This is a genomic window from Fluviibacterium sp. S390 (genome assembly GCF_049800695.1).
Lineage (GTDB): Bacteria > Pseudomonadota > Alphaproteobacteria > Rhodobacterales > Rhodobacteraceae > Meridianimarinicoccus.
In genome coordinates, this window is the sequence record NZ_JBNAFN010000002.1 from 138,021 (window position 1) to 151,912 (window position 13,892).

The 13,892-nt window shown below is 64.2% G+C and carries 12 protein-coding genes; 6 read left to right on the forward strand and 6 right to left on the reverse strand.

The annotated features are described in order from the left end of the window. Positions 1-50 precede the first annotated feature (50 nt). The 4 genes from bcp to ACP15K_RS02700 all read left to right on the forward strand — a co-directional run bounded on the left by bcp (position 51) and on the right by ACP15K_RS02700 (position 3,334). Entirely contained in the window at positions 51-518 is a 468-nt protein-coding gene (gene bcp / locus ACP15K_RS02685; protein ID WP_424989730.1) for a thioredoxin-dependent thiol peroxidase, read from the forward strand. Continuing rightward, entirely contained in the window at positions 515-1,351 is an 837-nt protein-coding gene (locus ACP15K_RS02690) for a ferritin-like domain-containing protein (protein WP_424989731.1), read from the forward strand. The genes bcp and ACP15K_RS02690 overlap by 4 nt, the downstream gene beginning before the upstream one ends. Before the next feature lie 149 nt (positions 1,352-1,500). Then, a complete protein-coding gene (locus ACP15K_RS02695) occupies positions 1,501-2,835 on the forward strand; it encodes a DUF5930 domain-containing protein (RefSeq protein WP_424989732.1) in 1,335 nt (444 codons plus the stop codon). After that, positions 2,825-3,334: a bactofilin family protein gene (locus tag ACP15K_RS02700; protein ID WP_193142210.1), complete on the forward strand. Its 510-nt coding sequence runs from the start codon at positions 2,825-2,827 to the stop codon at positions 3,332-3,334. Before ACP15K_RS02695 ends, ACP15K_RS02700 begins: the two co-directional genes overlap by 11 nt. A 76-nt stretch (positions 3,335-3,410) precedes the next feature. Here ACP15K_RS02700 and ACP15K_RS02705 read toward each other — a convergent pair whose 3' ends face one another. The 4 genes from ACP15K_RS02705 to ACP15K_RS02720 form a co-directional block, all read right to left on the reverse strand. Next, positions 3,411-4,193: a DUF2189 domain-containing protein gene (locus ACP15K_RS02705; protein WP_424989733.1), complete on the reverse strand. Its 783-nt coding sequence runs from the start codon at positions 4,191-4,193 to the stop codon at positions 3,411-3,413. Between the two features lie 96 nt (positions 4,194-4,289). Next, positions 4,290-5,417, reverse strand: coding sequence for a peptide chain release factor 2 (prfB, locus tag ACP15K_RS02710; protein WP_193142212.1), 1,128 nt, complete (start codon positions 5,415-5,417; stop codon positions 4,290-4,292). Positions 5,418-5,511: 94 nt separating this feature from the next. Then, entirely contained in the window at positions 5,512-8,031 is a 2,520-nt protein-coding gene (locus ACP15K_RS02715; RefSeq protein WP_193142213.1) for a penicillin-binding protein 1A, read from the reverse strand. Between the two features lie 61 nt (positions 8,032-8,092). Then, positions 8,093-9,247: a pyridoxal phosphate-dependent aminotransferase gene (locus tag ACP15K_RS02720; RefSeq protein ID WP_424989734.1), complete on the reverse strand. Its 1,155-nt coding sequence runs from the start codon at positions 9,245-9,247 to the stop codon at positions 8,093-8,095. 54 nt (positions 9,248-9,301) lie between these two features. Between ACP15K_RS02720 and ACP15K_RS02725 the strand changes: the two genes are divergently transcribed. Continuing rightward, entirely contained in the window at positions 9,302-10,648 is a 1,347-nt protein-coding gene (locus ACP15K_RS02725) for a M48 family metalloprotease (protein WP_193142215.1), read from the forward strand. A gap of 3 nt (positions 10,649-10,651) precedes the next feature. After that, positions 10,652-11,407, forward strand: coding sequence for a DsbA family protein (locus tag ACP15K_RS02730; protein WP_193142216.1), 756 nt, complete (start codon positions 10,652-10,654; stop codon positions 11,405-11,407). Between the two features lie 7 nt (positions 11,408-11,414). Here ACP15K_RS02730 and ispG read toward each other — a convergent pair whose 3' ends face one another. Together ispG and ACP15K_RS02740 are read right to left on the reverse strand one after the other, a co-directional pair. Beyond that, a complete protein-coding gene (ispG, locus tag ACP15K_RS02735; protein WP_424989735.1) occupies positions 11,415-12,548 on the reverse strand; it encodes a flavodoxin-dependent (E)-4-hydroxy-3-methylbut-2-enyl-diphosphate synthase in 1,134 nt (377 codons plus the stop codon). Between the two features lie 79 nt (positions 12,549-12,627). Beyond that, positions 12,628-13,827 (reverse strand): helix-turn-helix domain-containing protein, encoded by a 1,200-nt coding sequence (locus ACP15K_RS02740; RefSeq protein WP_193142218.1) that lies wholly within the window; start codon positions 13,825-13,827, stop codon positions 12,628-12,630. Positions 13,828-13,892 lie beyond the last annotated feature (65 nt).

Here is a 13,892-nt window from a genome sequence, read left to right on the forward strand (position 1 = left end):
CAGCCGTTCTAGACTAACGGGCTGAACTCTTGAAACCGGAAGGAAACCCGATGATCGAGACCGGCCAGACCGCCCCGGAGTTTACCCTGCCCCAAGATGGCGGCGAGGATGTGACCTTGTCGAAATTGCGGCCCAAGACTGTGGTTCTGTATTTCTACCCGCGCGATGACACCAGCGGCTGCACAAAGCAAGCCATCGGGTTTACCGAGAAGCTGGCCGACTTCGACGCAGCGGGCGCAGTGGTGCTGGGGGTGTCCAAGGATACCGTCGCCAAACACGGAAAGTTCCGCACCAAGCATGACCTGGGCGTGCACCTGCTGTCGGACGCTGAAAGCGATGTCTGCGAGCAGTACGGCGTTTGGGTCGAGAAATCCATGTATGGCCGCACCTACATGGGCATCGAACGCGCCACCTTCCTGATCGACGGCACCGGCACGGTGCAGCAGATCTGGCGCAAGGTGAAAGTGCCGGGCCATGTGGACGCCGTGCTGGACGCGGTGCGCGCACTCGGATCATGACCGACACGTTCGACCCGCCCGGCACCGTCGCCGACTGCGCCGTGGCGGTGCTGACCTGCGCCGATGGCCGTCGCAAGACCGCGATGACGCGCGCCTTTGCGGCCCATTGGCGGACGGCGCGAGACGCGGGCACGCCGATGCCCATGGGCCGCGCCACCCCGCCGCTGCGCCCGGCCCGGCCCGAACAGCCCGAATTGCTGTCGCCGCGCGATGTGCCGCGCCGCCGTCCGGGCTCTCCCGTGGGGCGGATCGCGATTCTGCACGCCATCGCCCATATCGAGTTGAACGCGGTCGATCTGCACTGGGACATCCTTGCCCGTTTTGCCGACACCCCCATGCCGCCCGGCTTTGCCGAGGATTGGGTGCGCGCCGCCGACGAGGAGGCCAAGCATTTCAACCTGGTCTGCGACCGTCTGGAGGCCATGGGCAGCCACTATGGTGCCTTGCCCGCCCATGCTGGCATGTGGCGCGCCGCCGAGGACACGGCAGACGACCTGATGGGCCGGCTGGCCGTGGTGCCCATGGTGCTGGAAGCCCGCGGTCTGGACGTGACGCCGGGCATGATCGAGATCTTCCGCAAGGCCAAGGATCCCGAGACCGTTGCGGCGCTTGAGGTCATCTACGCCGAAGAAGTCGGCCATGTCTCCTATGGCTCGAAATGGTTTCACTTCCTGTGCGGACGGGCCGACTGCGACCCCAAGACGGTCTTTCACGATCTTGTCCGGCGCTATTTCCACGGGGCACTGAAACCGCCCTTCAACGAGGAAAAACGCGCCGAGGCCGGCATCCCGCCAGACTTCTACTGGCCACTGGCGGAAGGCGCCGATCGCTAGAATCAGCGGATTCCCGCCGTTTTTGGGGCAGCAATGATGCCCCATCGCGCGAACAGACTCCTTTTCTTGTCAAGAAGCCCCGTCCGCGCTATCGCGACGACGGGAATACACGCGGCGGATGCTCCGCCCCACAAGAACAGAGGCGCTACGTGACGACCCGCACCAGCTCCGACAGACAATCGCTGCTTCACCGGATCTTCCCGGAAAAGCGCATCTTCGTAAAATCGGACAAGGGCACCCGCTTTGTTCGGCTGGGTCCGCGTCACCATCTTGTGGCCCTGCTTGGCGGCACCGCCATCGTGCTGTGGTCGGTGACCGCCACGTCCTTTCTGGTCATCGACCTTGTGAAGGGCAGCGGCGAACGCCAGCAGATCGCGCAGGAAAAAGCCGTCTACGAGTCGCGGCTGAATGCCATGGCCGAAGAGCGCGACACCTATCGTCTGGCAGCGCTTGAGGCACAGGCCAATTTCACCCGCGCGCTGGACGAAATCGGCAACTTCCAGGACACGATCTTTGATTCGGCCCTCAGCCGTCAGGAATTCGCAGCGCGTCAGGATGCCTTGCGGCGCCTGCTGCGGGATTCGCTGACCGAACGCGATCTGCTGCAGGCCCGGCTGGACACGCTGAGCGCCGACTCCGGCGATGCCATGCTGGCCGAACTGGATCGCAGCCGGGCCGAGGCCGAACGCACCGTCGCCTTCCTGACCCGTGCCCTTGGCCGCACCGCCGAAGATCGCAACCGTCTTGAGGCCGAGGCCGGTGAGGCCCGCGTGCAACTGGCCGCGATCCGCAACGATCTGGACACCCGCGACCGCGCCAACGAGCGGATCTTCTCGCAACTGGAAGAAGCCGTGGTGCTGGCGATGGAACCGCTGGGCAAGATGTTCACCGAGGTTGGCCTGCCACCGTCGGCGATCCTGCGCCAGATGCGCGACCAGTATTCCGGCCAGGGCGGACCGCTGACGCCGATCTCCTTCTCAACGAAGGATGACGGCAGCAATCCGGACTCGCAGCGCGCCGAGGCGATCCTGACCCATATGGACGACTTGAACCTGTACCGCATGGCCGCCGACCAGGTGCCCTTCGCGCAACCGGTGTCCGCCGCCGTGCGTCGCACCTCGGGCTTTGGCTATCGCCGCGATCCGATCCGGGGCGGCACGCGCCTGCACGCAGGCATGGATTGGGCCGGGGCCTATGGCACCACGGTCAACGCCACCGCCGAGGGGGTTGTGACCCATGCGGGTTGGCAATCGGGCTATGGCCGTCTGGTGACCATCTCGCACGGGTTCGGCCTTGAAACCCGCTATGCACATCTGTCCAAAATCACGGTGAAGAAGGGCCAAAGGGTCTCGCGCGGGGAGAGGATCGGTGCTATGGGGAATTCCGGCCGGTCCACGGGCACGCATCTGCATTATGAAGTGCGCGACAGTGGCACGCCGGTCAATCCGATGAAGTATATCAAGGCTGGACGCGATGTTTTCTAAGAACAGGACACCTGAAACGGGACAAAAGCCGGGCGAGACCGAAAAGGCGCCGGACACGCGCCCGACCGCGACACCGCAGCCCTCGGCTGGAACAACCCCTGCCCCTGCCCCGCGCGCCAAGCCGCCGGCATCGGTGCTGTCCAGCGACCTGACCATCACCGGCAACATCCGCACCAGCGGCGACGTGCAGGTCGAAGGCCAGATCGAAGGCGACATTCACGCGCATCTGCTGACCGTGGGCGAAACCGCCACGATCAACGGCGAGGTTGTGGCCGATGACATCGTGGTCAATGGCCATGTGATCGGACGCGTGCGCGGCCTGAAGGTGCGCCTGACCTCGACCGCCAAGGTCGAAGGCGACATCATTCACAAGACCATCGCGATCGAGAGCGGCGCCCATTTCGAGGGCTCGGTTCAGCGCAAGGAAGACCCGCTGAACGAGGGCAAGGGCCAGCAGCGCCCGGTCCCGCAGAAACAAGCTCCTGTCGCCGAGGGCTGAGCCGAAGCTCACAGCGCAAGACAGCAAAGCGGGCCCTGGGCCCGCTTTTTTCATGGCAGATACCGGGGATCGAAGGTCAGTCGCCCGGATGCACCAGAACCCGGCGATACAGATGCCAGGTGGCATGGCCCAGCACCGGCAGCGCCACGAACAGACCCAGGAACGCCGGGATCATCGCCAGAAGTACCAGGCCCGCGATGATGGCCGCCCAGGCAAGGCTGACCGGAATATTCTGTTGCACCGCCTTGAAGCTGAGCAACATGGCGGTCATGAAATCGATCTCCTTCTCCAGCAGCAAGGGCAGGCTGAAGGCCGTCAGCCCGAACAGGATGAAGGCCAGTATCCCGCCCAGAACCAGTTCCACGGCGATCATGGTCAGACCGTTTGTTGTGAAGAACGCCTCGTAAGAGCTTGAAATATTTGTCATCACCGACAAGCCCATGAAAAGGGCAAAGATCATGTGCGCCAGAAAGGTGTAGAACAGGAAATAGACCACGATGATCGCCCCGGCCCAGGGGATCTGCCGATCCTTCTCGCGCCAGACCGCGCCGAAGATCTGGTTGGGATCCATCGGGCGATTGTCTTCCAGCCGCCAGCTGACCTCGTACAATCCCACCGCCACGAAGGGCGCGAGAATGGGAAAACCAAGGGCAAGGATTACGGTGCTCCAGACAAAGCCGCTTGACACGAAAGCCAGGAACAGCCCGCCCAGCACATAGACCGCGCTGAAGATCAGCCCAAAGGTAGGGGCGCGGCGGAAGTCATGCCAGCCCAGCACAAGAACCTCGCGCAGATCGGACATTGTGATCCGGGCGATCTGGGGGATCGGGGACGCTTCGGGGGCGGTTGTGTCGGTCATCGCTGGGCCTCCTCCTTGCTCAGACGAGTCCCCAAGAATGCCGAATTGCAGATGTTTGGCAATCGGAAAACACCCCGCAATCGCAGGGCAATCCGATCAGTCGTCCGATTGCGCCTCGGAGCGGCTTTTGCCAGCGACATTCATCGCCAAAGTCGCCGCCATGAACTTGTCGAGGTCGCCGTCCAGAACGCCCTGGGTGTCCGAGGTTTCCACGTTGGTGCGCAGATCCTTGACCATCTGGTAGGGCTGCAGGACGTAAGAGCGGATCTGGTTGCCCCACCCCGCGTCGCCCTTGTTCTCGTGCGCCTCCTGGATCGAGGCGTTCCGGCGATCCAGCTCCATCTGGTACAGGCGCGATTTCAGGGCCTTCATGGCAATGTCGCGGTTCTGGTGCTGGGATTTCTCGGAGCTGGTCACGACGATGCCGGTGGGCAGGTGGGTGATCCGCACCGCCGAGTCGGTGGTGTTGACGTGCTGGCCGCCCGCACCCGACGAGCGATAGGTGTCCAGCCGGATGTCCGAGGGGTTCACCTCGATCTCGATATTGTCGTCCACCACCGGATAGACCCAGACCGAGCTGAACGAGGTATGCCGCCGCGCCGCGCTGTCATAAGGCGAGATGCGCACCAGCCGGTGCACGCCGCTTTCGGACTTCAGCCAGCCATAGGCATTGGGGCCGCTGATCTTGTAGGCCGCCGACTTGATGCCCGCTTCTTCGCCAGCGCTTTCGGATTGCAGCTCGACGGTGTAGCCGTGCTTTTCGGCCCAGCGGACGTACATCCGCGCCAGCATCGACGCCCAATCGCAGCTTTCGGTGCCACCCGCGCCCGAGTTGATTTCCAGGAAGGTGTCGTTGCCGTCGGCCTCGCCATCCAGCAGCGCCTCGATTTCTTTTTGTCCGGCGGTTTCAGCCAGCGCCTTAAGCGCGGTCTCAGCCTCGGACACGACCTCGGCGTCCTCCTCCATCTCGCCCAGTTCGATCAACTCGACGTTGTCGGACAGCTCCTGCTTGATGTTCTTGTAGGTGTCCATGGCGTCCACCAGCATCTGGCGGTCGCGCATCAGCTTCTGCGCCCGTGTGGGATCGTTCCACAGGTCGGGATCTTCGGCCATGGCGTTGAATTCTTCCAGACGGTGCGGCGCCGTCTCCCAGTCCAACCGCTGCGCCAGCAGGTTCAACGATTTCTCGACCTCGGCCACGATGTTCTGAATTTCCGCGCGCATAGCTGTTTTGTCCGTCCTGCATCGGCGGGCGTTTTCCCGCGTTGGAAGGCTGGTTATATCAGCGGCGCGGCCACTGGCAAGGGAGCCGGGCGGCTCAGTAGAGCCCGCCCGAACTGATGGTACCGAAGCCCGCTTTTTTCGGGATCTTCTTGACCTCGCCGGTCGATGTTGTGACCTCGGTCGCGCTCAGCGCCTCGTCCCGCGAGAACATCGGCAGGTTGCCCCCCATGGCAAAGCCGCCATCTACTGCGTAGCCGAACACAGGGTCGACGCCGTCGCGGAAGTATTCCGCCACTACGTTTGCGCCGCTGGCGGTATCGGGCAGACGTTGGCCGGTGACCCGGTCGATCTTCAGGAAATAGCCGCCCGGAGGCACTTCGAACGGGCCGCCGCCATAGATCTTCACGGCTTCCTGCATGAATTCGTTGAACACCGGCCCGCACATGCCGCCCCCCGAGGCCCCGCTTCCCAGCGAGCGCGGATTGTCATGGCCCATGTAGCAGCCCGCCACGATGTTCGAGGTGAAGCCGACAAACCAGACGTCCTTTTCATCGTTGGTGGTGCCGGTCTTGCCCGCCGTGGGCACCGGCAGGTTCACCGTGCGCGCCGCCGTGCCGCGTTCGACCACACCCTGCATCATCGAGGTGATCTGATAGGCGGTGATCGGATCCATGACCTGTTCGCGGTCCGACACGATCTTGGGCGACAGGCCCGCCGGCACCACAAGGCTGTCGCAATCCAGGCACTGGCGCTGATCGTGGCGATAGATGGTGCGCCCGAAGCGGTCCTGGATGCGGTCCACCAGCGTCGGTTCGACCCGCTCGCCGCCGTTGGCGAACATGGCATAGGCCGCAACCATGCGGTACAGCGTGGTTTCCTCGGACCCCAGAGAGTTCGCAAGGTATGGCTTCATGTCGTCATAGACGCCGAAGGCCTCGGCATGTTCGGCAACCTTGTCCATGCCCACGGCCTGCGCCAGACGGATGGTCATCAGGTTCCGCGACCGTTCGATGCCGGTGCGCAGCGGCGTCGGGCCATAGAACTTGTTGGAATAGTTCTTGGGCCGCCAGATTTCGCCGCCGATGTTCACCTCGATGGGCGCGTCCACGACGATTGTTGCGGGCGTATAGCCGTTGTCCAGCGCTGTGGCATAGACGAACGGCTTGAACGATGACCCCGGTTGACGGGTTGCCTGCGTGGCGCGGTTGAACACCGATTTCTGGTAGCTGAAGCCGCCCTGCATGGCGATCACCCGCCCGGTGTTCACGTCCATGGCCACGAAAGCGCCCTGGATCTCGGGGATCTGGCGCAGCGACCAATGGCTGATGCCGCCGTCGTCACCGGTGACCGGCTTGACGTAGACCACTTCGCCGAGGCGCAGCAGATCGTCGGGCACGCGCGGGCGCGGCTGGCCCCGGCGCGCGGCCCAGGTCAACTCGGACAGCGGGATGAAGTCGGTTTCCGCCACCTCCTGCCCCTCGACGCCGATGATCGCGCGATCGCCGGTCAGGGACAGCACCACGGCCAGCGCCCAGCCGTCGATGTCGCGCGGCAGGTCGGCCTCTTCCAGCGATATTCGCCAATCGATCTCGGTCCCCAGCCGCTCGGGCGGGACGAACAGGTTGTTGCCACGATAGATGCCGCGGCTGCGGTCGTATTTTTCCAGCCCGCGCCGCAAGGCGGTGGCGGCATGGGCCTGCAAGTCAGGCTCCAGCGTGGAGCGCACGCTGAGACCGCCGGTGAAGAACTCGGCCTCTCCGAAATCGCGGCTCAACTGGCGGCGGATCTCGTCTGTGAAATAGTTGCGGGGCGGCAGCGAACGGCGGAAGCTTTCGTATTCCCCGCCCTGCACCGAGCGGATCGGTTGCGCTCGCGCTTCGGTATATTCGGCCTGGGTGATATGACCGTTTTCGTACATCTCGCGCAGAACAAAATTCCGGCGGTCGGTGGCCCGCTCACGCTCGCGCACCGGATGATAGGTCGAGGGTGCCTTGGGCAGGGCCGCCAGATACGCGGCCTCTTCGATGGTCAGATCGCTGAGCTTCTTGTTGAAATAGGTCTGTGCCGCCGCCGCCACGCCATAGGAGTTCTGCCCGAGGTAGATCTCGTTCAGATAGAGCTCAAGAATCTGCTCCTTGCTCAGCGTCGCTTCCAGACGGGTGGCCAGGATCAATTCCTTGATCTTGCGTTCTGCCGACCGGTCCGAGGACAGCAGGAAATTCTTCATCACCTGCTGGGTGATTGTCGACGCGCCGCGCAACGCCCCACCCTGCGCCATGCTCAGGGCCGCCGCCGCGATGCCCAGCGGGTCATAGCCGCCGTGGGTGTAGAAGTTCTTGTCCTCGGCCGAGATGAACGCCTCTTTCACCAGATCGGGGATTTCGGACGAGGCCGCGAACAACCGCCGCTCGTGCGCGAATTCGTCAATCAGCTCGCCTTCGTCGGAATAGACCCGGCTGATGGTGGCGGGGGTGTATTGCGACAGTTGTTCGTGATTGGGCAGATCGCGCCCGTACATCCAGAAGACGCCGCCGACGGCAAGCGCCGCCAGAACCGCGCCGATCGTCAGGAAGCTGAAGAACGCGCCGAAGATGCCAAGAATGAAGCGAAGCAAGGGGGACTCCCGAAGGCCTGTTTGCGCCGATCTATACGCCGGGCGCGCCCAGGGGTCAAAATCACATCTTGGCCAGCACCGGTTGCCGGGCCATGAAATCTGCCAGACGTTCCAGCCCGAGGGCCATGTCCGATGTGGCCCCGGCATAGGAAAAACGCAAGGTGTGATGGCCGCGTGCCGGGTCGAAATCCAGCCCCGGCGTCACCGCCACCCCGGTTTCGGACAGGATCTGCGCGGCAAAGGCGCGGCTGTCGTCGGTCAGATGCGACACGTCGGCGTAGATGTAGAAGGCCCCGTCAGGCGGTGCAAAGCGGTCGAAACCGGCTTTCGGCAGCCCCTCCAGCAGCAATTTGCGGTTGGCGGCATAGACGGCCCGGTTGTCTTCCATCTCGGCCTCGCACTCCAGCGCGGCCAACGCGGCAACCTGGCTGACGTGAGGCGCACAGATGAACATGTTCTGCGCCAGACGTTCGACGGTGCGCACATGATCTTCAGGCACCACCATCCAGCCGACGCGCCAACCGGTCATCGAGAAATACTTGGAAAACGAGTTAATGACATAGGGCGCGCCCAGTTCCAGCGCGGAAATCGCCCGGTCGCCGTAGTGCAGCCCGTGATAGATCTCGTCCGAGATGAAGGCGATGTCATGGGCGTCGCAATGATCCATCAGCGCGTTCAGATGCGGGCCATCCAGGATCGTGCCGGTGGGATTGCCCGGCGAGGCCACAATCAGACCGTCCAGATCGCTGGGCACATCCTCGGGCCGCATGTGGTGGCCATGGGCGGCATCGGTAGGAATGTCCACTGGCGTCAGGCCAAGCGCCTTCAGGATCTGCCGGTAGGAAGGATAGCCGGGGGCCGCGACGCCGACCCGCGCACCGGTGTCGAACAGCGCGGTGAAGGTCAGAAGGAAGGCACCCGACGAGCCCGAGGTGACGATGATCCGCGCCGGATCCAGATCGACCCCGTACCAACGGCGGTACAGGTCGGCGATTCCTTGCCGCAGGGCCGGCAGACCAAGCGCCACGGTGTACCCCAGCGGATCGCCGTCCAGTTGCCGAGACAGGGCCGCACGCGCGCCCTGGGGCGCGGGCGTGGCGGGTTGGCCGATCTCCATATGGATCACGTGACGGCCGTCTGCCTCCATCCGCGCGGCCTGTTGGGCCACGTCCATCACGATGAAGGGATCAACCGAACTGCGCCTTGAAGTTTTCATCAAACTCTCCCAAACCGGACGCATATGCGATTGCATCCGCGGAACCCGAGGTCAATGCTGACCCTGCTGCGTCGAACCGCCCTTGGCGGGATTTTCACGGCGTTCCTGGCGATTCTGGCCAGTGCTCCGGCAATGGCGCAAGGGTTGTTGCGCGATGCCGGCATGGAACATGCGCTGAACATCCTGGCCCGCCCCCTGCTGACCGCCGCCGGACTTCCGGCCAACCGCACCCAGGTGATGGTGGTCAATGACATGGGGCTGAATGCCTTTGTCGCCAACAGCCGCACGATCTTCGTCAATGCCGGACTGCTGCTGCGGATGCAGAATGCCGACCAGTTGCAGGCGGTCATCGCGCACGAGGTTGCCCATATCGCCAACGGCCATTTTGCCCGGCGTGGACTGAATGCGCAGGCAATGCAGCGCGCCTCGGCTATCGGGGCGTTGGTCGGGGTTGCGGCGGGGGCCGCGTCCAACAATCCCGGCGCCGGGGCCGGGATCATCATGGGCGTCCATTCCTCGGCCCGGCGCGCCCTGTTTGCCCACACCCGCGAGGAAGAAGCCGCCGCCGACAAGTCCGGCCTGCGGTTCCTGGCCCGCGCCGGGATCGATCCGGTGGCCCTGGCCGAGGTGATGGAGCTTTTCAAGGGCCAGGAAGAGCTGCTGCCGGGACGGCAGGATCCCTATGCCCGCACCCACCCGCTGTCCCGCGACCGGGTTCGCGCGATCCACATGACGGTGGATGCGCTGTCGCCGCTGGATGTGGACCGGGGCGACACCGAATACTGGTTCGGCCGCGCCAAGGCGCTGTTGTCGGCCTATCTGCGCTCGCCCAGCTATACGTTGACCCGCACCAAAGCGTCCGACACATCGGATGCGGCGGCCATTGGCCGGGCGCTGGCCTATTACAAGAAATCCGATCTGGCAGCGGCGCGGGAACAGGTGGCCCTTCTTGTCGACCGCCGTCCCGACGATCCCTACATCCAGGATCTCAGCGGCTGGATCGAACTGGAATCAGGCAATGTGCAGAGCGCCATCGAAGCCTATGCCACCGCCGCCGAACTGGGCCCGCGCGAACCGCTGATCCTGGCCGGCTATGGCCGCGCGCTGCTGGCCCAGAATACCAGGACCGGCGATCTTGAAGCGCTGGAGGTACTGGAAAAGGCCCGCGCCCGCGATCAATACGACACGCGGATGCTGCGCGATCTATCGGTTGCCTATGCGCGCACTGGAAATCCGGGCATGGCCTCGCTGGCGACGGCGGAACGCTATGCCCTATATGGACAGATTGAAGATGCGGCGATTCACGCCCACCGGGCCGCCGGCGTGCTGCCCACCGGGTCGCCGGGATGGTCACGGGCGCAGGATGTGATCCATGCCGCCAATCAAAACAAACGGAGATAGCCCATGTTGCTGAAACACCTGCTTGCCCCGGCCCTTGCGGTCGCTGCCCTTGCCCTGCCGGCATCGGCGCTGGACCTGAAGGATCTGTCCGAGGCCGAGCGGACCGCATTGCGCGCCGAGGTACGCGCCTATCTGCTGGACAACCCCGAAGTGCTGATGGAGGCCATCGGCATTCTGGAACAGCGCCAGGCCGTCGAACAGGCCCATGCGGAACAGCAGATGATGTCGGGCCTTCAGGACGAGATCTATAACGACGGCTGGTCGTGGGAGGGTGGCAACCCGGACGGCGATATCACGCTGGTGGAATTCGTGGACTACCGATGCGGATACTGCCGCAAGGCCCATGACGAAGTGGCCGAACTGGTCTCCAGCGATGGCAACATCCGGCTGATTCTGAAGGAATTCCCGATCCTGGGCGAAGATTCGCTGATGGCCTCGCGCTTTGCCATCGCCACCCGGATGATCCACGGCAACGACGCTTACAAGCGCGCCCACGACCGCCTGATCACCATGACCGGCAGCGTCAACGAAGCCGCGCTCAGCCGGCTGGCCCGCGATCTGGATCTGGATCAAGAGGCGGTGATGGCCGCGATGAACGACGACAAGGTGGTGGAAGAGCTGCGCGGCAATCGCGATCTGGCCCAGAAGCTGGAAATCTCGGGCACGCCAACTTTCATCCTGCAGGGCGACATGCTGCGCGGCTATGTACCCCTGCCGCAGATGCGCGAACTGGTTGCCCAGGCGCGCACCGCCGACTGACCCATCCCTATTCGGCGGCGGCCTCTGCAACAGCGGCCGCTGCCTCGATCTCGGCGGCCTTGGTTTCGACCTGCTCGACGATGTGCTCGATCATCTTTTCGTTTGACAGCTTGTGGCTCTGCTTGCCCGACAGATAGACCATGCCCGCCCCGGCGCCACCGCCTGTAAAGCCCACATCGGTCATCAGCGCCTCGCCCGGCCCGTTCACCACGCAGCCGATGATCGACAGGCTCATGGGCGTCTTGATGTGCTCCAGCCGCTGCTCAAGGGTTTCGACGGTCTTGATGACATCGAACCCCTGCCGCGCGCAGGACGGGCACGAGATAATGTTGACGCCGCGATGGCGCAGACCCAGTGATTTCAGGATCTCGAAGCCGACGCGCACCTCTTCCACCGGATCGGCGGACAGGCTGACCCGCAGGGTATCACCGATCCCCGCCCACAACAGGTTGCCCAACCCGATCGAGGATTTCACCGTGCCCGCGTTCAGCGTGCCCGCTTCGGTGATGCCCAGGTGGATCGGCGCGTCGGTGGCCTCGGCAATTCCCTGGTACGCGGCGGCGGCCAGGAACACGTCAGACGCCTTTACCGAGATCTTGAACTCGTGAAAGTCGTTGTCCTGCAGGATGCGGATATGGTCCATCCCGGATTCCACCATCGCCTCGGGACAGGGCTCGCCATATTTCTCAAGCAGGTGCTTTTCCAGCGACCCCGCGTTGACGCCGATGCGGATCGAACAGCCGTGGTCGCGGGCGGCCTTGATGACTTCGCGCACGCGGGCTTTGTCACCGATATTGCCGGGATTGATCCGCAGGCACGCAGCCCCGGCCTCGGCCGCCTCGATGGCGCGTTTGTAGTGAAAATGAATGTCGGCCACGATGGGCACCGGGCTTTCGGCCACGATTTCTTTCAACGCGCGGGTAGAGGATTCATCCGGGGTCGAGACCCGCACGATGTCCGCGCCCGCTTCGGCACAGGCCAGCACCTGGGCAACCGTGGCCTTCACGTCCGAACTGTCGGTGTTGGTCATGGTCTGCACGCTGATCGGCGCGTCGCCGCCCACCGGCACCTTGCCCACATGGATCTGGCGCGACGTGCGGCGGTCGATGTTGCGCCAGGGGCGAATGGGATTATGCGACATGGGGGGCGTCCGTTGCTGCGATCCGGTTGGGTGACAGATAGCCCTGAGACGCGCGCGCTGCAACGGGGTCTGGCGCGACCTATTCGATGGGGCTGGCTTCCGGCGCGACTACCAGTTCGGCCAGACGGGCCAGTTCCGGGTCCGCCGTCAGATCGGCGATCTGGTAGGTTTCGCTCAGCGCTTCGGCCGAGAGCACCACGTTCTTGGCCACCGATGTGCCGGGTCCGGCCGGCCCAAGGGTTTCGCCGTTGACCGCGAAGAATACCGAGCCGGAATTGCCGGCCCGCAGGGTCGGCGGCTCTTCGGTGGCGGGCAGGACGAAGCGTTCCCCCTGCTCCATGATCTTTTCCAGCAGCACGCTGCCATCGGCGGCGCGCACGCGCACCCAGGCCGGACGGCGGGCGAACAGCACCAGTTCGGGTGCGGCCTGGGCCACGACCTGAACTTCCGGTTCGGCAATGGTTTCCACTTCGGGCGCGACTTCGGGCAATGCGGCCACCAGCAGCGGGTTTTCGAACCTGGGCGCATAGACGCCCTGGGCATCCGGGTCGAGCATCGCGATGGGACCATCCCGCGGCACCAGAACCGGGGTGTCCAGCGCCTTGGGGCGATACAGACGCTCCAGCGCCGCCGGGGTGGGTGCGGCATTGTCGATGGCCAGACCCGCGCCCTCGACAGTCTCGGTGGGCGACAGCGCCACGGTCAGCGGCGTTTCGACCGGGGTCAGGGTAACACGCTGGATTTCCTGCAAAAGCGACCAGCCGCCATAGCCCAGACCCGCCACCAGCAGGCACAGCACGGCCAGCGATCCGATGGCACTGGCCTGCACGCCGTGAAAGGGCCCGTGGGTCGGGGCGGAACTGATCGGGCTACGCGACAGCACGTCATCGCCCACGGTCGAGGTCTTGCGCCGCGCCGGGCGCGTGCCGCCGCGCGCGGTCTTGGTGTAGACCTGCGCCTCAAGCCCCGCCACATGGGAAAACCCGCTTTCTTCGCAGAAGCGCTGATAGACCCAGTCGGCATTCATGCCGAGGTAGCGCGCATAGGCCCGCACGTATCCGTTGATGAATCCGGGGGTCTCGAAGACGGACAGATCGGTGTCCTCGATCCCGGCGATGTATTCCGCCTTGATCTTGAGGTCACGTTGAACGTCCAGCAGGGACTTGCCCAGCGTGGCCCGTTCTCCGCGCATGATATCGCCCAAGGTCAGTTCAAAATCGTCAAAGCTCTTCAACTTGACGTTCTCGGCCTGTCCGGGTTCGTGACTACGCCCCGTCATGGAATAATCCTGTCTGCCCTGCCCGTATCCCCGTCGCATCCCCGCGATTCGATGCGCAGGGTTTG

What these genes read in the sequence shown, in the direction of transcription:
- bcp (WP_424989730.1), top strand. Translation starts at nt 51, where the DNA reads ATGATCGAGACCGGCCAGACCGCCCCGGAGTTTACCCTGCCCCAAGAT.
- ACP15K_RS02690 (WP_424989731.1), top strand. Translation starts at nt 515, where the DNA reads ATGACCGACACGTTCGACCCGCCCGGCACCGTCGCCGACTGCGCCGTG.
- ACP15K_RS02700 (WP_193142210.1), top strand. Translation starts at nt 2,825, where the DNA reads ATGTTTTCTAAGAACAGGACACCTGAAACGGGACAAAAGCCGGGCGAG.
- ACP15K_RS02705 (WP_424989733.1), bottom strand. Translation starts at nt 4,193, where the DNA reads ATGACCGACACAACCGCCCCCGAAGCGTCCCCGATCCCCCAGATCGCC.
- prfB (WP_193142212.1), bottom strand. Translation starts at nt 5,417, where the DNA reads ATGCGCGCGGAAATTCAGAACATCGTGGCCGAGGTCGAGAAATCGTTG.
- ACP15K_RS02720 (WP_424989734.1), bottom strand. Translation starts at nt 9,247, where the DNA reads ATGAAAACTTCAAGGCGCAGTTCGGTTGATCCCTTCATCGTGATGGAC.
- ACP15K_RS02725 (WP_193142215.1), top strand. Translation starts at nt 9,302, where the DNA reads ATGCTGACCCTGCTGCGTCGAACCGCCCTTGGCGGGATTTTCACGGCG.
- ACP15K_RS02730 (WP_193142216.1), top strand. Translation starts at nt 10,652, where the DNA reads ATGTTGCTGAAACACCTGCTTGCCCCGGCCCTTGCGGTCGCTGCCCTT.
- ispG (WP_424989735.1), bottom strand. Translation starts at nt 12,548, where the DNA reads ATGTCGCATAATCCCATTCGCCCCTGGCGCAACATCGACCGCCGCACG.
- ACP15K_RS02740 (WP_193142218.1), bottom strand. Translation starts at nt 13,827, where the DNA reads ATGACGGGGCGTAGTCACGAACCCGGACAGGCCGAGAACGTCAAGTTG.